This is a genomic window from Filimonas lacunae (assembly GCF_002355595.1).
GTDB classification, from domain to species: Bacteria; Bacteroidota; Bacteroidia; order Chitinophagales; family Chitinophagaceae; genus Filimonas; species Filimonas lacunae.
In genome coordinates this window covers 1,444,825-1,465,500 of record NZ_AP017422.1, presented here as the reverse complement: position 1 = coordinate 1,465,500, position 20,676 = coordinate 1,444,825, and the positions used below count along the sequence as shown (strand labels likewise).

At 45.3% G+C, this 20,676-nt stretch carries 14 protein-coding genes; 10 read left to right on the top strand and 4 right to left on the bottom strand.

The annotated features are described in order from the left end of the window. The first annotated feature begins 266 nt into the window (after nucleotides 1-266). Both FLA_RS05960 and FLA_RS05955 read left to right on the top strand, forming a co-directional pair. Nucleotides 267-1,100 carry a sensor histidine kinase gene (locus tag FLA_RS05960; protein WP_159445130.1) on the top strand — a complete coding sequence of 278 codons (834 nt, stop codon included), beginning with the start codon at nucleotides 267-269 and terminating at the stop codon, nucleotides 1,098-1,100. 1 nt (nucleotide 1,101) lies between these two features. Continuing rightward, a complete protein-coding gene (locus FLA_RS05955; protein WP_076380158.1) occupies nucleotides 1,102-1,797 on the top strand; it encodes a LytR/AlgR family response regulator transcription factor in 696 nt (231 codons plus the stop codon). Between the two features lie 66 nt (nucleotides 1,798-1,863). On the opposite strand, the gene FLA_RS05950 is transcribed toward FLA_RS05955, so the two are convergent. Continuing rightward, a complete protein-coding gene (locus FLA_RS05950; RefSeq protein ID WP_084206319.1) occupies nucleotides 1,864-2,916 on the bottom strand; it encodes a S41 family peptidase in 1,053 nt (350 codons plus the stop codon). A gap of 210 nt (nucleotides 2,917-3,126) precedes the next feature. Here FLA_RS05950 and amaB point away from each other — a divergent pair, with 210 nt between their 5' ends. The 3 genes from amaB to FLA_RS05935 all read left to right on the top strand — a co-directional run bounded on the left by amaB (nucleotide 3,127) and on the right by FLA_RS05935 (nucleotide 6,993). Further along, on the top strand, nucleotides 3,127-4,653 hold the full coding sequence (gene amaB / locus FLA_RS05945; protein ID WP_076380160.1) for an L-piperidine-6-carboxylate dehydrogenase: 1,527 nt from the start codon (nucleotides 3,127-3,129) through the stop codon (nucleotides 4,651-4,653). 115 nt (nucleotides 4,654-4,768) lie between these two features. Further along, nucleotides 4,769-6,472: a S8 family peptidase gene (locus tag FLA_RS05940; protein WP_076380161.1), complete on the top strand. Its 1,704-nt coding sequence runs from the start codon at nucleotides 4,769-4,771 to the stop codon at nucleotides 6,470-6,472. Nucleotides 6,473-6,480: 8 nt separating this feature from the next. Continuing rightward, the gene (locus tag FLA_RS05935) at nucleotides 6,481-6,993 is read left to right on the top strand and encodes a DinB family protein (RefSeq protein WP_076380162.1); all 513 of its coding nucleotides are present in this window, start codon (nucleotides 6,481-6,483) and stop codon (nucleotides 6,991-6,993) included. Between the two features lie 89 nt (nucleotides 6,994-7,082). Here FLA_RS05935 and FLA_RS05930 read toward each other — a convergent pair whose 3' ends face one another. Next, nucleotides 7,083-7,628, bottom strand: coding sequence for a hypothetical protein (locus tag FLA_RS05930; RefSeq protein WP_096510786.1), 546 nt, complete (start codon nucleotides 7,626-7,628; stop codon nucleotides 7,083-7,085). 111 nt (nucleotides 7,629-7,739) lie between these two features. Beyond that, on the bottom strand, nucleotides 7,740-9,908 hold the full coding sequence (locus tag FLA_RS05925; protein ID WP_197705862.1) for a prolyl oligopeptidase family serine peptidase: 2,169 nt from the start codon (nucleotides 9,906-9,908) through the stop codon (nucleotides 7,740-7,742). Between the two features lie 230 nt (nucleotides 9,909-10,138). On the opposite strand from FLA_RS05925, the gene pfkA reads away from it, so the two are divergent. The 3 genes from pfkA to FLA_RS05910 all read left to right on the top strand — a co-directional run bounded on the left by pfkA (nucleotide 10,139) and on the right by FLA_RS05910 (nucleotide 14,640). Beyond that, nucleotides 10,139-11,122 (top strand): 6-phosphofructokinase, encoded by a 984-nt coding sequence (gene pfkA, locus FLA_RS05920; RefSeq protein ID WP_076380165.1) that lies wholly within the window; start codon nucleotides 10,139-10,141, stop codon nucleotides 11,120-11,122. 11 nt (nucleotides 11,123-11,133) lie between these two features. Then, nucleotides 11,134-12,630, top strand: coding sequence for a pyruvate kinase (gene pyk, locus FLA_RS05915; RefSeq protein WP_076380166.1), 1,497 nt, complete (start codon nucleotides 11,134-11,136; stop codon nucleotides 12,628-12,630). Nucleotides 12,631-12,762: 132 nt separating this feature from the next. Beyond that, entirely contained in the window at nucleotides 12,763-14,640 is a 1,878-nt protein-coding gene (locus FLA_RS05910) for a CocE/NonD family hydrolase (RefSeq protein ID WP_076380167.1), read from the top strand. A 239-nt stretch (nucleotides 14,641-14,879) separates the two neighbouring features. On the opposite strand, the gene FLA_RS05905 is transcribed toward FLA_RS05910, so the two are convergent. After that, entirely contained in the window at nucleotides 14,880-15,536 is a 657-nt protein-coding gene (locus FLA_RS05905; RefSeq protein WP_076380168.1) for a metal-dependent transcriptional regulator, read from the bottom strand. Between the two features lie 143 nt (nucleotides 15,537-15,679). Between FLA_RS05905 and FLA_RS05900 the strand changes: the two genes are divergently transcribed. After that, nucleotides 15,680-17,719: a TonB-dependent receptor plug domain-containing protein gene (locus FLA_RS05900; RefSeq protein WP_076380169.1), complete on the top strand. Its 2,040-nt coding sequence runs from the start codon at nucleotides 15,680-15,682 to the stop codon at nucleotides 17,717-17,719. Nucleotides 17,720-18,042: 323 nt separating this feature from the next. Continuing rightward, complete coding sequence (locus FLA_RS05895; protein ID WP_144264068.1) at nucleotides 18,043-20,631, top strand: PKD domain-containing protein; 2,589 nt, start codon at nucleotides 18,043-18,045, stop codon at nucleotides 20,629-20,631. Nucleotides 20,632-20,676: the final 45 nt, after the last annotated feature.

Genomic DNA, 20,676 nt, shown 5'->3' with positions numbered 1-20,676 from the left:
GGGAAACAGGGGTGGCTTTTAATATTAACACATTGGTATTAGCACGTAAAAACTTAGCGGCACAACTCGCACTCAATATTGCAGCATGGGCTATATTCTTCATGTTGCCCTTCGTTTTTTTATACTATAATCCCAAATCAACACCCTCTCCCCTCTCCAGCCCCCGGTTTGTAAACTCACTGATCACCTCCAACATTATATTAATAATTTTTTATTATCTAAACAGGTGGTGGCTCATCCCCAACCTGCTGGCTAAGAAAAAAACATTGATATATATTGTATCAGTGGCTCTTTACCTCATTGTGTACCTGGCAATACTGTACCTTATATTCATTAAAGCCCCTGAAACACAAAAATATATACACGACCAGCTGGCAAAAAACCCAAAATTCAAGCTCAACTACCGTTTTATATGGCCTGGCCCGGTTACCTTATTTATGCTCACCTTTGTAGTAAGCAGTAGCTCCAAAGTAATAGAACAATGGTTTCAGGCCGAAGAAAATCGCCTGGAAGTTACCCGCCAGCAACTGCAAACAGAGCTGTCGCTGCTAAAATCGCAGGTGAACCCCCACTTCCTGTTTAATACATTAAACAGTATCTATTCCCTGTCCGTTACCAACAGCGATAAAACGCCGGATGCGGTAATGAAACTATCGCGCATTATGCGCTACACCCTCGAAGAGTCGCAAAACGATGAAGTGCCGTTGCAGGACGAAATAGATTTTGCCAGAAGCTATATTGATTTACAGAAATTACGGTTAACCGATAAAGTACATATCAATTTCGCCACAGCCGGCGAAGTGGAAAATGTAATTGTAGCCCCTTTATTGTTCATCCCTTTCATAGAAAATGCCTTCAAATACGGCATCAGCACCCACCATCCTTCAGCAATTGACATAAACTTACAGGTAGATAACAACCAGGTAACCTTTACGTGTGTTAATGATATAGTGCCCGTGTCGCACAAACACGAAGGCACCGGAACAGGTATTGTTAACACCCAGCGCAGGCTGGATATGTTATACCCTGGTAAACATACTTTAACCATTGAATCTAACCCGCAGCAATACAAAGTACTGCTGGTTATAAAAGTGAAGTAATATGAGATGTGTAGCAATAGATGATGAGCCACTGGCATTGCAGTTAGTACAGGGATATGCCCGTAAAACCGGGGAATTAGAGGTAGTGGCCACCTTTACCGATGCCGTAAAAGCAAAAGAATACCTGCAGCAGAACGAAGTGGATCTGCTGTTCCTGGATATACAAATGCCCGATATTAACGGGCTGGAACTATTCACCAGCCTGGAAAACAAACCCCTGGTAATATTCACCACCGCGTTTGGACAATATGCAGCCGAAGGCTTTAACCTCGATGCAGTGGACTACCTGGTAAAACCGTTCGATTACGAGCGCTTTCTCAAAGCCGTTACCAAAGCCAAAGAGCTGATAGAATACCGTCAGAACAGGGAGATAAATGAAGGCTACCTGTTTGTGAAACACAACTATCAGTGGAATAAAATATATTTTAAAGATATAGACCTTATTGAAGCATTAGACGATTATATCAAACTATACCTTTCACCCAAGCCCATACTGGTGCACATGAGCATGAAAGCAGTGGCCGAAAAGCTGCCGCCTACCAAGTTTGTACGCGTGCACCGCTCGTACATTGTGCCTGTAGAAAAAGTAGATGGCTGGAACAAAAACTCCATACGCATAGGCGACAAAACCATACCGGTAAGTTATACCTACCAGAAACAGGTGCAGGAATTACTGCAAAAACGCATGGAAGGATAATTGAACACTAAGTATAACAACAAGGCCAGGCGCAAAACAGCACCTGGCCTTGTTGTTATATACACACTACAACCGGCTTACCCGGTCCATTAAAGAAGCTATATTCATTCCCTTTACAGGCATTTCAATATCCGGCTTTAATACATTCTCCCCTCCTGTTCCTGCCGGCCTGATCCATTCTTTCACACCAAAACGCAACTGCAATTTTAACACCGGGGTAGTAGTATTATACAATTCCCCAAAATGTGTAGGATGTCCCGATGCAGGCGTGGTTCCAATCAATGTAGCCAGGTGATTGTCTTTCACCAGGGTAGCAAAAATAATAGCGCTCGAAAACGTACCATCCCCCACCATTACATACACTTTTCCATTAAATGTATAAGCGCCCGGTGCAGGCCGTATAGTATCCGATGGCAGATGCAATATCTTGCCGGGCGACAACTGCATATAACGTTCTTCCGGCTTAAAACCCCAGCTATCCAGTAGCCGTGCATATTCGTCACTCCTTCGCCAGTTACAGGAATAATCCAGGTAGGGCTTTGTATAAAAATGTTCAATGATCATTTCGCCCAGTGCAGAATTTCCCCCGCTATTCTCACTAACATCTATCACCAGTTTATTCAGCTTATCCAGATGTATCTGGTAAAAAATGGAATCCAGCACCGCACCATACCGCGCAGTCTCCTGCTGGCTCCAGCTATCAAAAGATCCGGCATACAAATAACCTGTTTTACCATAAACAGCATAGCGAAGCTGTTCTGCAGCAGACTGCCTGGCATTACCAGACGTTGCCGAACCGGAAACCTTTGTTGCAGCCGCTACATCCAGGTGGGCATGCTCATCTCCCAATAACGCTATAACTGCGCTCATCCGTTTTACAAATTCCTCAGCCGTTAAAGAGTCTTTACATTCTTTTTCCAGCTTTGAAAACAATTGTTCCCAGGAAGCCTTATTATGCAAGGCAAAAGGATTAGCCTGCACATTCAACAACTGGTATTGAATATATAGTAAATCTATTCGCAAAGCTTCGGGAGAATACTTCTTTGCAGAATGTGCCGGCTGCCCGCAAACCACCAGGCCGGCTAACCAGGCGGGTACCATAAATAGTAGTTTTCTCATAACAGTATAGAATTGAATCTGGCAATGAAACGAAATACACCTCAGAATGTTACAGGGAAATAATACTTATTATACTTTTTACAGTTTAATAACCCTTTGCTAATACGGTATATTTTACAGAAATTCGCTTCAACCCACAGGAATGCAAATGCATTTTTAAACTCTTACATAGATAAATACATCATCACAACACCAGAAAACAAGCAAATAATGAAAGAGATTTTAGCACAATTAGGGATCAAAGACCATAATAATGGAACATCAACCGGAAACGAATGGCTTCCTTCAAACGGTGGCGTGCTGGAATCTTTTTCACCTGTAAATGGCCAACCCATTGCCACCGTACAGACTACCGATGCAGCTGCCTACGCACAGGTAGTGGCAACAGCCCAACAGGCATTTTTGCAATGGCGCACCATACCTGCCCCTAAACGTGGCGAAATTGTACGCCAGATGGGCGACGCTCTGCGAACCCATAAAACCGCATTAGGCAAACTGGTAAGCTACGAAATGGGTAAAAGCCTGCAGGAAGGCTATGGCGAGGTACAGGAAATGATAGACATCTGCGATTTTGCGGTGGGATTGTCGCGCCAGTTATATGGCCTTACCATGCACAGCGAACGCCCCTTACATAGAATGTACGAACAATGGCACCCCCTGGGTGTGGTTGGTATCATCTCTGCCTTCAACTTTCCGGTAGCCGTATGGAGCTGGAACAGTGCACTGGCCTGGGTTTGCGGTAACGTATGTATCTGGAAGCCCAGCGAAAAAACGCCGCTGTGTGCCATCGCCGTACAAAACATTATATCAGAAGTATTTAAAAATAACCATGTTCCCGAAGGCGTATGCTGCCTGGTGCAGGGCGGCCGCGAACTGGGCGAACAACTGGCTGCTGACGAACGCGTAGCACTGGTTTCCGCCACCGGCTCTACCCGTATGGGCAAAGCCGTAGCACAATCAGTAGCAGCCCGCTTAGGCCGTTCGTTACTGGAATTAGGCGGCAACAACGCCATTATTATATCCGAACATGCCGATTTAGGCATTGCACTACCTGGTTGTGTATTTGGCGCAGTAGGCACCGCCGGACAACGCTGCACCACCACACGCCGCCTGATTATACACGAAAGCGTATACGAAGCTTTTAAAGCAAAACTGGTAAAAGCCTACGGTCAGCTGCGTATTGGCGACCCGCTCAACGAACACAACCACGTAGGCCCCTTGATAGATAAAGATGCCGTGCAAAACTATCTCACTGCCATTGATCAATGTAAACAACAGGGTGGTCGCTTTGCAGTAGAAGGTGGCGTATTGGAAGGTGCAGGCTACGAAAGCGGCTGCTATGTAAAACCCTGCATTGCCGAGGTAGACAGCCAGCTGCCCGTTGTACAGCACGAAACCTTTGCTCCCATCCTGTATTTACTGAAATACAAAACCATTGACGAAGCCATTAACTTGCAAAACAGTGTACCACAGGGCCTTTCGTCTTCTATTATGACACTGAACCTGCGCGAAGCAGAGCAATTCCTGTCTTACGCCGGAAGCGATTGTGGTATTGCCAACGTGAACATAGGCACCAGCGGAGCCGAAATAGGTGGCGCCTTTGGCGGGGAAAAAGAAACCGGTGGTGGCCGCGAAAGTGGCTCCGAAGCCTGGAAAGCCTATATGCGGCGCCAGACCAATACCATCAACTATAGCACACAACTACCTCTGGCACAGGGAATTAAATTTGACTTATAACTCCACCAATAATTAATAATTTCATAAAATCGGGAAATTAGCGCCCCCCTTATATTAAGTGATCGATATTTGTAATTATATTGAGTTTTTATAATTTATTCCCGGCAGTGCACACATGAGATGTATAGTGAGAAAATACGGTTTTGCAGCATTCACCTGTTTTATATGGGCTGGCACCGTACAGGGGCAAAACAACCTGAAAGGTTGGCACCTGAAAGATTTGCAGCAGGATGGTTTTTATGGCATCAGCATTACCAACGCATACACTTTCCTGAAAGATAAAAAAAGTACGCCCGTTATTGTGGCGGTGATCGACTCAGGCGTAGATACTACGCAGGAAGATTTAAAAGCTATTTTATGGCATAACCCCAAAGAAATACCGGGCAATGGCATAGATGACGATGGCAACGGGTATGTGGATGATGTATACGGATGGAACTTCCTGGGTAATAAAGACGGGAATAACCTGAAAAAGGCTTCCGACGAAAAAACAAGACTGTACCACCGTTATAAAAACAAGTTCTCAGGCACCAGCATTAACGAAGACAGCCTTCCAGGTACCGAAAAAGCCACTTACGAACTGTGGGCCAAAGCCGCTAAGGAAATGTCGGCCAACAGCGAAGAACAAGCCGAGCTGATGTTTGTGGAAATGGCGCTGAAAGCACTGAAAAAGCACGAGAAAACCTTACAGGATGCCATGGGTAAAACAGAATTTACCTGCGAACAGCTGGAGAAATTCCAACCCGCTACCTCCCCTGTAAAAGCAGCCAAATTAGGCTACCTCACCAGCTTAAAACTGTTTGGCTTTGAAGGCGACGACAGCAACACCCTCATTCTTTCTCAGCTGTCCGAATACGCCGAAGGCAAAAAAGAATCACTGGAAGCAAGAGACGTTCCCCCACCCGACTACCGCGAAAAAGTAATTAAAGACGATTATTATAATATCAATGACCGCTTTTACGGCAATGCAGATGTAATGGGTCCTAACCCCTTACATGGCACACACGTGAGCGGTATTATAGCCGCCGACCGCACCAACAACGTTGGCACAGAAGGAGTAGCGGATAATGTAAGGATAATGATGGTACGCGCTATCCCTGATGGCGATGAATACGATAAAGACGTGGCACTGGCTATCAAATACGCTGTAGACAACGGTGCCCGGGTTATTAATATGAGCTTTGGTAAAGCCTTCTCGCCCGAGAAAAAATGGGTGGACGAAGCGGTACAATATGCCGAAACCAAAGACGTATTAATTGTACACGCAGCCGGCAACGAATCTACCAACCTGGATGAAAACGACAACTTCCCCAATGCCGATTTACAGGAATTTGGAAAGCGTGCCGATAACTTCATTACGGTGGGGGCCAGTAGCGACCCGCATATTGGCGATGGCAAACTGATAGCAGACTTTAGCAACTATGGTAAAACCAATGTAGACATATTCGCCCCTGGCGTAAAAATATACTCTACGCTACCCGGGAAAAGTGAATATGGCTTTTTAAAAGGTACCAGCATGGCTTCACCTGTTGTTACCGGTGTAGCCGCATTAATACGTTCTTATTACCCTGATTTATCTGCCCGCCAGGTAAAATACGCTATAGAAAAATCAGCTGCACCTTGCGTCGATTCCACCATTCGTATTATAAAGCCCGGCACCAAAGAAGCCGTACCCATGGCCACCCTATGCGAAACAGGCGGTATGATAAATGCGTTTGCCGCATTACAGATTGCAGCCACCCTGCAACCGGAAATAAAAGAAAAAAAGAAGATCGTTTTACCAAAAGCCACCTTCAAAAACAGCAAGCCCACTAAATAAAACCATACATGGCCAAACCCGCTAACGGTATTTATTATGCACCCTTCCAGGAAGCATATATCAGCAAAGTAAACAGTGATACTGTGCCCGCCATGGTAAGCGATTACACCGGCACTATTACCACCTTTTACAATGCGTTGCCCGAAGCCAAACAGGATTACGCCTATGCACAAGACAAGTGGACAGTAAAAGACGTGTTACAACACGTGATTGATACCGAAAGGATATTAAGCTACCGGGTATTACGCATAGCCCGCAACGACCAAACACCGATACCGGGTTTTGAAGAAAACGACTATGCTATAACAGCCAACGCCGGCAGCAGAAGCCTGGATGCTTTAAAAGAAGAGTTCACAGCCTTGCGCAAATCAACCGACCTGTTGTTATTGTCCATTACCGAAGAGCAGTTTAACAACACAGGCACTTCCAACAACACAAAAACATCTGCGAATGCATTGGCCTTTATCATATACGGCCACTTATTACATCACAAAGAAATATTGGAGCAACGGTATTTGTAGGTAATAACTACAAGTCCGTTTGTATCATATGAAAAAAGGTTGTTCCTGCTGAGGAACAACCTTTTTTCATATTCAGGAAATACAGTGAATTAGTCCGTATTCTTTTTAATAACCGAAAAGGCAACAGGACCTGTATAAGTTCCTTTTATAGCAATTTTATCTGCAGTAACAAAGTTGTACGTGATAGTATAGATGCCGTTATTAACAGCAACAACTATAGAACTACCATCTGCGCTAGGATACCAATTAGTCTTGGTATGACGATCTATAGAAAAATTGGTTTGTACTCCGGCAGTGAAATAATTTTTCTTAGGGTCATAATTTGCCCCATCCTCACTATTGTCATAAGTGAAAGTACCTGCAGTAAGCGTTGTGTCTTCAAAGTTTACGACAAGCATGTTAATAGCAGCAGAATCCTTTTGATTTACAAGTCTGACATAGTCATGATTACCAATTGTCAGCATTACCTTTTTACCACTAACCGTAAATACAGCCGTATCAGTAGCATAAGTAATGCCATTCATAGTAAAGCTTCCGCTCTGGGTAGCTGCCGCAGGAGCGTCATCGCTTTTTTTACACGCAACAAAAGAAAGGGCAGCAAATGCCATTGCCGCCATGGGTTTAAGGATGTTCATAAAGGATTATTTTATAGCGCACAAAGTAAATATTCGGGTTATTCACAAAAAAAAGAAGGTTGTCCTGTTTTATAAAACAGGACAACCTTTTTATCGATGAATAGCAATAATTTACTGCTGTTTAAACGTCATTCCCAGATTATACATCACAAAGCTCCAGATATCTGTAGCCTCATCAATCTGTTTGCTGGTAGGCTTACCCGCGCCATGCCCCGCTTTGCTGTCAATACGTATCAGCGTAGGATTAGCACAACCCTGACTTTCCTGTAAAGTAGCCGCAAACTTAAAAGAGTGTGCAGGCACTACCCTGTCGTCATGATCTGCGGTAGTTACCAGCGTAGCAGGATAACAGATTCCCTTTTTCAGGTTATGTAAAGGCGAATAACCGTACAGGTTCTTAAAATCATCTGCGTTCTTTTCTGCATTGCCATATTCTACTGCCCAGCCCCAGCCTACAGTGAACTTATGAAAACGCAGCATATCCATTACTCCCACCTGCGGAATAGCTACCTTAAACAGGTCGGGCCGTTGCGTCATCACCGCGCCTACCAGTAAGCCACCGTTACTACCACCACGCACCGCAATCTTCTCTTTATTGGTATACTTGTTCTCAATTAACCATTCAGCAGAAGCAATCAGGTCGTTAAATACATTCTGCTTGTTTTGCAACATACCCGCTTTATGCCAGCTTTCACCATACTCACTGCCACCACGTAAACACACTTGTGCATACACACCACCTTGTTCCATAAAGAACACATTGGAAATACTGAACGCAGGTGTCATAGCTATATTAAAACCGCCATAGCCATATAGCAGCACCGGGTTATTACCATCCAGCTGCAAGCCTTTCTTATAGGTTAAAAACACAGGCACTTTAGCACCATCCTTAGAAGTTACAAACACCTGCTTTGTTTCAAAATTCTCAGGCACAAACTTCGCTTCCGTTTTACGGAATACCTCAGAAGTACCGGTAGAAATTTCATAACGGAAAATAGTAGGCGGATAGTTAAAAGAAGTAAACGTATAAAAGAAATCCTTATCACTTAATTCACCACCAAAGCCAGAAGCAGTACCAATACCAGGCAATGTAATTTCACGCACCAGCTTGCCGCCATAGCTATATTGATACACTTTGGTAGCAGCATCTTTTAAGTAGCTCGCAAACAGGTAACCACCACCGGTGCTTACACTTTGTAAAGCTTCCGGCTTTTCTGGTATAACGGTTTTCCAGTTTTCCTTACGGTTATCTGCCGGATCAATCAGCACCACCTTAAAGTTAGGCGCACCATCATTTGTTTTCACCAATATCTTATTCACCGAATTATCAATTACATCCGGTTCGGTATCAAAACCCTCAATTAATACGGTAAATTTCAAAGCACCTTTTGAAGCAGGCGCCTTTTTAGCACCACCATAGCTGGAAGTAGCATCCGCTGCCGGAGCATTATCACGCGAAGCTTCTAATGCCTTGGCCTGCCACAGATCGGTAAACAATACTTCTCCCCCACTGGTACCTTCACTCACTTGTATAAACAGGTAACGGTCATCTTCTGTAACACCCGCACCAAAATAGCGTAGTGGATGCTCATTATCTTCAAATACCAGTATATCCTTGCTTTGCGGCGTACCTATCTTATGATAATATACCTTCTGAAACTGGTTCTGTTTGCTTAACATACTTTTTTCATCCGGCTTCGGATAACGGCTATAGAAAAAGCCACCATCTCCTTTCCACGCAAAACTGCTGAACTTGATATATTCAATCTTTTCTGTAAGCAGCTGGCGCGTTTCTGTATTCATGATATAGCCCGTTTGCCAGTCGCTACCCGACTGAGCCACCGTATAAGCCATATACTTACCATTCTTTGAAAAAGAAAGCGCCCCTAAAGCAGCTGTACCATCAGCCGATAAGCTATTAGGATCCAGAAATAGTTCCTGCACGCCATTCAGCCCTTCCTGCCTGTATAAAACACTCTGATTCTGTAATCCGTTATTCTTATAGAAATAATAATATTTCCCCTTTTTGAAGGGAGAAGAATATTTAGGGTAATTCCATAGTGCTTCCAAACGTTGTTTTACCTGGTTGCGAAACGGGATCTTCGATAAATAATCGTTTGTTACTGTGTTTTGCTCCTTTACCCACTGCTTCGTTAAATCGCTGTTATCGTCTTCCAGCCAGCGATACGGGTCGTTTACCTTTGTACCAAAATAGTCATCTGATTGTTCTGATTTTTTGGTGGCGGGGTATTGTAACTGAGCGTTAGTTTGTTGAATCATACATGAAAAAAGAGTAGCAATGAACCAATACTTTTTTTGCATTTAAGTTGTTTTTGCAGCCACAAGTTTACGGAAACTATGCCACCTGCAAAGATTCTTATCTTTGCACTTTGGGTCGCATTTAGCAAATCGTTACTTTTGAGACTTCGGAAACGTTACCGTAGAAATTTTACCAAAATTTTGCCTGCTTTATTGAAAAATTATTTAAAGAGACAATTGATTGTTGCACAATGTCGAATAAAGTTACAAAAATTGGGGTGTTAACATCAGGTGGTGACGCCCCCGGAATGAACGCTGCTATCAGAGCGGTAGCCAGAACAGGAATTTACTACGGTCTGGAAGTGTATGGAATTATGAGAGGGTATAGTGGGATGATCGATGACGACATCTTTCACATGAGCACCCGATCGGTTGCCAACATTATACAAAGAGGTGGCACCATCTTAAAAACCGCACGAAGTAAAGAATTCCGCGAGTACGAAGGCCGTCAGAAAGCCTACGAGAATCTGAAAAAAAGAGGTATTGATGGTCTGGTGGTAATTGGCGGTGACGGTAGCTTCCGTGGCGCTCAGAAGTTCAGCACCGAGTTCGACATCCCTTGTATTGGATTACCCGGTACTATTGACAAAGACATTGCCGGCACCGATTTCACCATCGGTTTCGATACCGCAGTGAATACTGCCGTAGAAGCCATTGACAAAATACGTGATACCGCCGATGCACACGACCGTTTGTTTGTTGTGGAAGTAATGGGTCGCGATGCCGGTTACATTGCCCTGCACAGCGGTTTGGCTACAGGTGCAGAATGTGTGTTAATACCAGAAACACGTACCAATATCGAAGACCTCATTCAGCAATTAACAGAAAAGGAAAAGCGTAAAAAGCTGGTAAACCTGGTTGTTGTGGCCGAAGGCGATGAATTAGGTGGTGGTAACGAAGTAGGTAGAATATTAAAAGAAAGACTGCCTAACATGGATATACGTGTATCTATATTAGGTCACATACAACGTGGTGGTTCTCCTACCTGCTTAGACAGAATCCTGTCAAGCCGTATGGGTTACCATGCCGTTGAAAGCCTGATGACGGGCCGCCATAACGTAATGGTGGGCATCATCGATGATAAAATGCATTATGTGCCTTTGGATACTGCTGTTAAGGAAAAACAGAGCTTTACATCGGATTGGCTGAAAATCATTAAAATATTAGCAAGTTAAATAGTAGAACAATGTCAAACAACGTAGACAGTTACCTGCAGAAGCAATTAGAGAAGCAGGCCGTAACAGAATCGGCATTTCATCGCACCAAGATAGTTGCTACCGTAGGCCCCGCCTGTGATACTTATGATAAACTACTGGAACTGGTAAAGGCCGGTGTAAACGTTTTTCGCCTGAACTTTTCGCATGGAACCCACGAGGATAAAGCCAGTATTATTCAGCACATCCTCAAAATCAATGAAACAGAAAAGCAGAACATCTCCATCCTGGCCGACTTACAAGGCCCCAAGCTTCGCGTAGGTGAAATCCAGAACGGCTCGCTGGAAATTAAAACCGGTGACATCCTCACTTTTACTTCTAAAGAAAAAGTAGTAGGCACCAAAGAAAAGATTTACGTTTCTTACCCTAACCTGCACGAAGATGTGAAGGTGGGCGACAAAATATTAATCGACGACGGTAAGCTGGAAGTAGTGGTAATTGAAATCACTAAAGAAGGTGACGTAAAAGTAGCAGTTACCTATGGTGGTAACCTGTTACCTAAAAAAGGCGTTAACCTGCCTGATACCGCTATCTCTTTACCGGCATTGACCGAAAAAGATATCGTTGATCTGGAATTTATCCTGGGTCAGCAGGTAGATTGGCTGGCACTGTCTTTCGTAAGAAAATCACAGGACATCATTGACCTGAAAAAAAGACTGGCTGACAGAAACAGTACTTTAAAAGTAATCGCTAAAATAGAAATGCCATCCGCAATGGCTGATATCCGCGCTATCATCCGCGAATCAGACGCCGTGATGGTTGCCCGTGGCGATTTGGGTGTGGAACTGCCTGTAGAAAAAGTACCTATGGCGCAGCGTGATATCATCCGCAAATCTATCCACAGAGCGAAGCCTGTAATCGTAGCTACCCAAATGATGGAAAGCATGATCACCGGTATCAAACCAAACCGTAGCGAAATCACCGACGTGGCTAACGCTGTACTGGAAGGTGCCGATGCGGTAATGTTAAGCGCTGAAACCGCTGCGGGCAAACACCCTGCACTGGTAGTAGAAACCATGCGCAAGATCATTATGGAAGTGGAAAGAACCGAGTACCGTTACGACAGGGAAGAAGATCTGAAACCACAACCACACTCCCCTAACTTCTTAAGTGATGCTATTTGCTACAACGCATGTAACATGTCTAAAGACGTAAAAGCAGACGCGTTAGTAGGTATGACACAAAGCGGTTACACAGGCTTCGTATTAAGTAGCTACCGTCCACGTTCTCCTTTATTCATCTTTACCAAATCAAAAAGCCTGGTAAACCAGTTAAGCTTAAGCTGGGGTGTTCGCGCTTTCTATTATGATAGAGAGCAGGATCTGGATACTATTGTAGACGATCAGATCAAAATTTTACGCGAAGGCGGCTTTATTAAAGCTGGAGACACTGTAATCAACACTGGTTCTACACCAGTTCATTTACACCTGCCTACCAACGTATTAAAGATCACTAAGGTACCTGAGTAGTCAATACTTTACCGATATACAAAAAATCCGGCCTCCTGCCGGATTTTTTGCTTTACCTCCCCTATTCCCGCCATTAATACTTTATCCCTTTTATGATCTTTATTATCTTACCGTAATAAACCAGATATATTCATGAACAACCGGAAACTATTACTGCTATTGCTGTTATTCACACAGCTAAAAACATTTGCCCAGAATGAAGACTCTGCATGGTTCAGAAACAACTACATTAAACTGGAGCAATACATTCCCATGCGGGATGGCATACAACTGTTCACCTCCATCTACATTCCCAAAGACAATGCAGAACAGCATCCCATATTAATGACCCGTACACCGTATTCCTGCGCCCCCTACGGCTCAAAACAATACAAAAACTACTGGTCTAACCATTACAAAGATTATTTGAAAGAAGGCTATATCCTTGTTACACAGGACGTCCGCGGCAGATGGATGAGCCAGGGCACCTTTGTAGACGTTCGTCCTTTCAATCCCGATAAAAAAGCCCCCACTGACATAGACGAGGCCTCCGATACCTACGACACTATCGACTGGCTGGTAAAAAACATCAGCGGCAACAATGGTAAAGTAGGCATATTCGGCATTTCTTATCCCGGCTTCTACTCTACCATGGGCGCTTTAAGCAAGCACCCGGCATTAAAAGCAGTAAGCCCGCAGGCACCGGTAACCGACTGGTTTGTGGGGGACGACTTCCACCACAACGGTGCATTTTGTCTCATGGATGCTTTTAACTTCTATTCCTCTTTTGGCAAACCACGTCCCGTGCCTACCACTAAAGGACCAGAAGGTTTCCCCTTCCCAACAGAAGACAGTTACGACTTTTACCTGCGCACCGGTGCGTTATCGCATTTTGCCGGCTTAATGGGTGATAGCATCGCGTTCTGGAAAGATTTATACAGCCATCCCACCTACGACAGCTGGTGGCAGGCACGCAACCCACGCACCCATACAGGCGTAATCAACGACAGCACCGCTACCCTGTTAGTAGGTGGCTTATTTGACGCAGAAGATTGCTTTGGCGCATGGAGCACCTACAAAGCCATAGAAAACAAAGCCAAAAACAACAATAAACTGGTAATGGGCCCCTGGTTTCACGGCCAATGGGCACGCGGCGATGGAGCCAATCTGGGTAATGTGCAGTTTGGCAGCAAAACCAGCGAATGGTACGCCGCCAACCTGGAGCATCCTTTTTTCAACTATTACCTGAAAGGCCAGGGCCGTATAGACGGTATTAAAGAAGCCAATATCTTTTTCACCGGCGAAAATACCTGGAAGCAACTGCCCCAGTGGCCACCAGCCGGCGTACAGGAAGCAAGCTTGTACCTGCAGCCTAAAGGTGGTTTACAATGGACCAAACCTACAGCTGCCAGCTCCTTTACCGATTATGTAAGCGACCCGTCTAAACCGGTTCCCTATACAGAAGATGTTCTTTTCAGAAGAACCCGCGAATATATGACTGACGATCAGCGCTTTGCTTCCCGCAGGCCCGACGTATTAGTATTTACCACCGAAGCCCTTACCGAAGATGTAACGCTGGCCGGCCCGCTTACCGCCGATTTACAGGTAAGCATCAGCACTACCGATGCCGATTTTGTGGTAAAACTGATAGATGTATTCCCCGATAAATTCACTTATAAAGACACAGAAGGATACTTACCAGAAAACTATATCATGAATGGTTACCAGATGCTGGTACGTGGCGAAATAATGCGCGGCCGCTTCCGCAACAGCCTGTCTAAACCAGAGCCATTTGTACCCGGCAAAATCACCTCGGTGAAATATACCTTACCCGATGTAGCCCATACCTTTAAAAAAGGCCACCGCATTATGGTACAGGTGCAAAGCTCCTGGTTCCCTATTATGGATAGAAACCCACAGCAGTTTATAGATATCTACCATTGTAAAGACGAAGACTTTAAAAAGTCTGCTATTAAAATTTATCACGACGCCGCCCACCCCAGCAAAATCGTTTTGCCGGTGGTGAAATAACACAGGCTACGGTTACAGATACCCAAAAGGGGAATCGCTTTTTATCGCGATTCCCCTTTTTTATTACAGGTAGCAATTTGTTCGTTTTGTAGCAATAGGTAGCAAATTGTGCTTATTTACTCCCTGCCAGCTATATGCTTTAAGCATGCCTGCCGTATGGATGATGTATGGATAATACATGGCAGATATATGAAAACAGGCAATTTGCAGGAAACTACCCCTGTAAAGCCCTTAATCAGCTATAGCATCTCACCCAGCAAGCGTTCCGTAACGGTACTACTCAGCACCACAGACGTATTTTTACCATAACTCACCGTCATGCTGCCGTCAAAAGGCTCAATGGCCTTTATCTTAATCTTGATTCCCAAACGTAATTCCCTGCCATTCAGGTAAGTAAGGAATTCGGTAGAAGATTCAATCACTGCTGCCAGCGTTATAGTATCTCCCACCTTACAGTTGCTTAGCTTCTGATAGTTACGCCACACTAACTTGCCACTTTTATCCGGTATAGGCGAACCATGCGGGTCTACCTTAGGATAACCCAGCAACACATCCATTTTATCAAAGAAAGCGGCGCTTTGGATATGCTCAATCTGTTCAGCGATCTCATGCACCTCTTCCCAGCCAAAACCCATTTTCTCTACCAGGAACATTTCGGTAAGGCGGTGTTTGCGAATGATCAGTCCTGCTTCTTTCCGCCCCTTCTCCGTTAGCCGTAACGGCTTATAACTTTCATAATGCACCAGCTTTTTCTCAGCCAGCTTCTTCATCATGCTGTTAACGGTAGGCATCTTAATTTCCAACCGTTTAGATAATTCATTTACACCAACTTCCCCCTTGTCATCGGCTAGTGAAAACAAGGCTTTCAGGTAATTTTCTTCTGTTAGTGAGTTCATTACACAAAAATAAGGTAAACAATTGCTACTTCCGAAATGCGACTTCCCGGCAACAGGACGCAGCGCAAAAGATAGAATCAACAAATTAATTTTGTTAGACACAACTAACTTTATATTTTCACCATATAAACTACATAGATAAAATGACAAAACATACATATATCACCCTTACACTGCTGTGCATCACCTCTTTTGTCCGATCGCAGGCCCCATCTCAGGCAGACACACTGGCCGCTAAAACCGACCTGGACGAAATGGTGGTAACCGGCACGATGAAGCTTACCCGCCGCACCGATAGCCCTATTCCGGTAGAAGTAGTAACACACCAGTTCTTTCGCAAAAACCCAGCTCCCTGCCTGTTTGAATCGGTAGGCATGATCAATGGTGTACAGCCACAACTTAACTGCAACGTGTGCAATACCGGCGACATACATATCAACGGCATGGAAGGCCCCTATACCATGGTACTGATAGATGGCATGCCCATTGTAAGCAGCCTGTCTACCGTATACGGCCTTAGTGGCATTCCTAATAGTATTGTAGACAGGGTAGAGATAGTAAAAGGCCCTGCTTCTTCACTCTACGGCTCAGAAGCCATGGGCGGCATTATCAACATCATTACTAAAAACCCTGAAAAAGCGCCCCGCATCAGCGCCGATGTTTTCACCACCAGCTGGCTGGAGCATAATATAGACCTGGGCAGTAAATTCCGGCTTGCTAAAGCCAGCATATTGGCCGGCGTTAACTACTTCAACTACCAGCACCCGCAGGATAAAAACGGGGACGGTTTTACAGATGTAACCCTGCAAAACCGATTGTCAGTATTCAATAAATGGAAGTTCCAACGAAAAGAAAACCGCGAAGCCAGCATAGCAGCACGCTACGTAACCGAAGACAGATGGGGTGGTCAAATGAACTGGAGCAAAAAATGGAGTGGCAGCGACAGCGTTTACGGTGAAAGCATTAACACCAACCGCTGGGAATTCATCAGCATGTACCAGCTTCCCGTAAAAGAAAAGATCATGCTGCAATTATCCTGGAACTGGCACAGGCAAAACAGCTGGTACGGTATTCATCCCTACAATGCCATACAAAGGGTAGCCTTTGCACAGGCCTATTGGGATAAACAGTTTGGCCTGTTTCATAACTTCCTTTTGGGAGCCACTTACCGCTACACCTACTACGATGATAACACACCCGGCACCAGCAATGCCAATGGCAGCAACAACCCCATGAAAACACCTTTACCGGGTGTGTTTATACAGGATGAATGGAGCTTTCGCCCGCACCACACCCTGCTGGCTGGCTACCGTTATGATTACGACAATGTACACGGCCATATACACTCCCCACGCGTTGCCTACAAATGGTCGCCCAACAGCAACCATACTGTACGCGCCAGCTTTGGCACAGGCTTTCGCGTAGTGAACCTTTTTACCGAAGACCACTCGGCCCTTACAGGAGCCCGGGAAGTAGTAATAGCAGAAGCCCTGCGCCCCGAACGCTCTTACAACAGCAATCTTAACTACGTACACAAAATACGCCTGCAACGCACTACTATTAACCTCGATATCACGGGCTTTTACTCTTATTTCACCAATAAGATCATAGGCGACTTCGATACCGATCCCTCCAAAATTATTTACCAGAACCTGCACGGATACGCCATTTCACGCGGTATCTCTTTAAATACAGATATCACCTTGCCGGTTCCGTTAAAAATAATAGCAGGTGTTACCTTCATGAATGTTTACCAGATACAGGATAACAACGGCAAGCAGGATAAGATACAACAACTGCACGCCCCCAAATGGTCGGGCAACCTGGTAGCCACTTATACCTTCCCGCATGCCTTTATTGTAGATATCACAGCCAAATGCAACGGCCCTATGCGTTTACCGGTATTCCCCAACGACTACCGGCCGGAATACTCACCCTGGTATTGCCTGGCTAATATTCAGCTCACAAAGAAGTTCAGCAATACATTGGAAGTATACGGAGGGATAAAAAACCTGTTCAACTTTATTCCCTCTTATGCATTGATGCGCCCGTTCGATCCTTTTGATAAATATGTAAACGACCCCGTTAACAACCCATACGGCTACACCTTTGAAACCAGCTATAACTATGCGCCCATGCAGGGCATGAAAGCATTTGCAGGCATACGTTATACTTTTCAGTAATCTTTACTTTTCGTATTGCGTAAACGCATTTCCAATATTGGTAAAGTAAAAAGTCGGAAACCAACCACCTTTACCTCGCAACACATCGTTAGTTTTCTCATATAAGCAGTTAGTTTTGGTACAGCCCGGGGTATTCACTCCGGGCTATTCCGTAAACACCCTTCCCCACAGCAGCACAAGATAATCGTTACAATACCCTATTTTATCGGTATATTAGATACAGTTAATTGCTTTCACTTTCTAATCCTTAAAGTAACCCTACTTTTAGTACACATATATAATTATATATAGTGAATACTGTAAGAAAATCCTGCAACTGCAAATTGACCATTCTTGTATTGTTTCTCCTTTGTATGCCCGGCGGCCTGCTGCTGGCGCGACACGGAAAAGGCGGGGCTTTATTGTATGAATACCTCGGTGTTGGCTCATCAACCGGCACGTCCAAATACAAGATCACCGTACAACACTATGTAAACTGCGATCGCATATCAGACGAGCCCAGCAGTGTGTACCTGGGCTTTTTTATAGCAAGCACCAATGCTTATGTAAAAACAGTAACCATCAGCCGCACCAGCGCTACCAACATTACCAAAACCAGCTTTAACTCCTGCATCAATCCCGTTCCTACCGTGTGTTTTTACCTGGTTACCTATGTAACCACCGTTGAACTCACTGATAATGATGGCGGATACATCCTGGCAGAGCAGGAATGCTGCCGCGCCAGCAGCTTGCTCAATATCAGTAACCCATCCAATACAGGGTTCACCAATTTTAATACTATCCCCGGTAAAATCAACAATATCTCCTATAGCCAGAACAGCAGCCCCACACTGGTGTTTAAAGACACAGCCGTTATCTGCTATAGTTCTCATTTCACCATCGACTTTGGCGCTACAGATGTAGATGGCGATTCCCTGTCGTATGCCTTCTGCTCAGGCAAAGCCACCAGTGGCAGCGACCGCCAACCCAATCCTCCTGCCAATCCGCCCTATACAGATATTACTTACACCTCCGGCTATTCCGGCGCTGCCCCATTAGGCAGCAATGTAACCATCGACAGCAAAACCGGCATCATCTCCGGAACAGCTCCCGCTACCACAGGCGATTACGCCGTAACCGTATGTATTTACGAATACAGAAGCGGCGTGCTCATCAACAGCACTAAAAAAGAAGTACTGGTAACCGTAGCCAACTGTAGCCTAACCGCTGCTACACTGGACGTTTCCTATATCAATTGTGATAATTTTGATTTTACTTTTCAAAACCAATCCACCGCTTCCAACATCAATCAATATGCCTGGGACTTTGGCGTAACCACCATTACCACCGATACATCCAGCCAACCCACACCATCTTATACTTATCCCGATACCGGCACCTATACGCTCAAACTGCGGGTAAGCACCTCCAGCGGCTGTACCGACTCTACCACCTCTACCATTAAAGTATACCCCGGCTTCACACCCGACTTTACCTATACCGGCAGATGTTACTTGCTACCCTTCCAGTTTACCGACGCCACCTATGCTAAATACGGCAGCGTAAACAGTTGGTCATGGTCGTTTGGCGATGGCAACTCAGCTACCACACAAAACCCATCACACACGTATTCCTCAGCAGCTACACGCACCGTTACCCTGCTGGTAGGCACCAGCAAAGGCTGTAGTGGCACGGCAAGTAAAACAGTGGTGGCAGATGAAAAGCCCACATTAACCCTTCCTTTCCACGATACACTTATATGCAGTATAGACACCCTTCCCTTGCTGGCATATGGTACCGGCACCTGGTCATGGTCGCCCAATTACAACATCATCAATCCTAACACCAGCAATCCGCTGGTATATCCAAAAGACACGGCCGTGTATGTAGTAACCCTGTCACAGAACGGCTGCGTGAATGCCGATTCCATTACCGTGAACGTATTGGATTTTATTACTGTAAAACTGCCATCCGACACCACCGTTTGCGCCACAGACAGCTTTACCCTTAGCCCGGTAAGCTATGCCCTGCAATACCTGTGGTCGCCGTCTACCGGGCTCAGCAGCAGCACCGTAAAATATCCTGTAGCATCCCCCGCCAGCGATATAACTTACCATGTAACCGCCAACCTGGGCAAATGCCAGGATGCCACCTCTATAAACATTCACCTGGTACCCTATCCACAGGTAAGCGTTACCGGCGATACCACTATCTGTTTTGGCAAAACCACCACTTTGCACGGCACCATCACCGCTTCCTCATTCAGCTGGTCGCCCACCAACAGCATGCTGTACCCGACCACGTTAAACCCTATCGTAGGGCCGTCCGCCACTACCTACTATATCCTTACCGCTTACGACACACTGGGTTGCCCTAAACCATCGCGCGACACCGCTATCGTAACCGTTATACCCAAAATACCAGCTAACGCAGGCAATGATACCAGTGTAGTAGCCGGCCAACCACTGCAATTACTGGCTTCCGGTGGTGTTTACTACCAATGGTCGCCGTCTACCGGCTTATCCAGTACCAGCATCGCCAACCCCATTGCCATACTCAGCGGAAGCGAAGATTCGGTCACCTATACCGTTCGCGTATCCAGCATAGAAGGCTGTTATGCAGATGATTATGTAAAAGTGAAGATCTATCGCACCCCGCCCGATATTTTTGTACCTACCGGCTTTACCCCTAACGCGGATGGCCGTAACGATGTACTGAAACCCATACTGGTGGGCATTAAAACTTTCAGCTATTTCCGGGTATACAATCGTTGGGGCCAGCTGTTATACCAAACCAGCGCTATTGGCAGTGGATGGGATGGCACTGCTTCGGGCAACCAGCAGCCTTCCGGCACCTATGTGTTTGTAACTGAGGGAATTGATTACACCGGAAAAGCCATTCTGCGCAAGGGAACAACGGTATTAATCAGGTAAAATACTACCGTTCATCCTTTCGCAGCATTCTTTTATCAGTTCGCA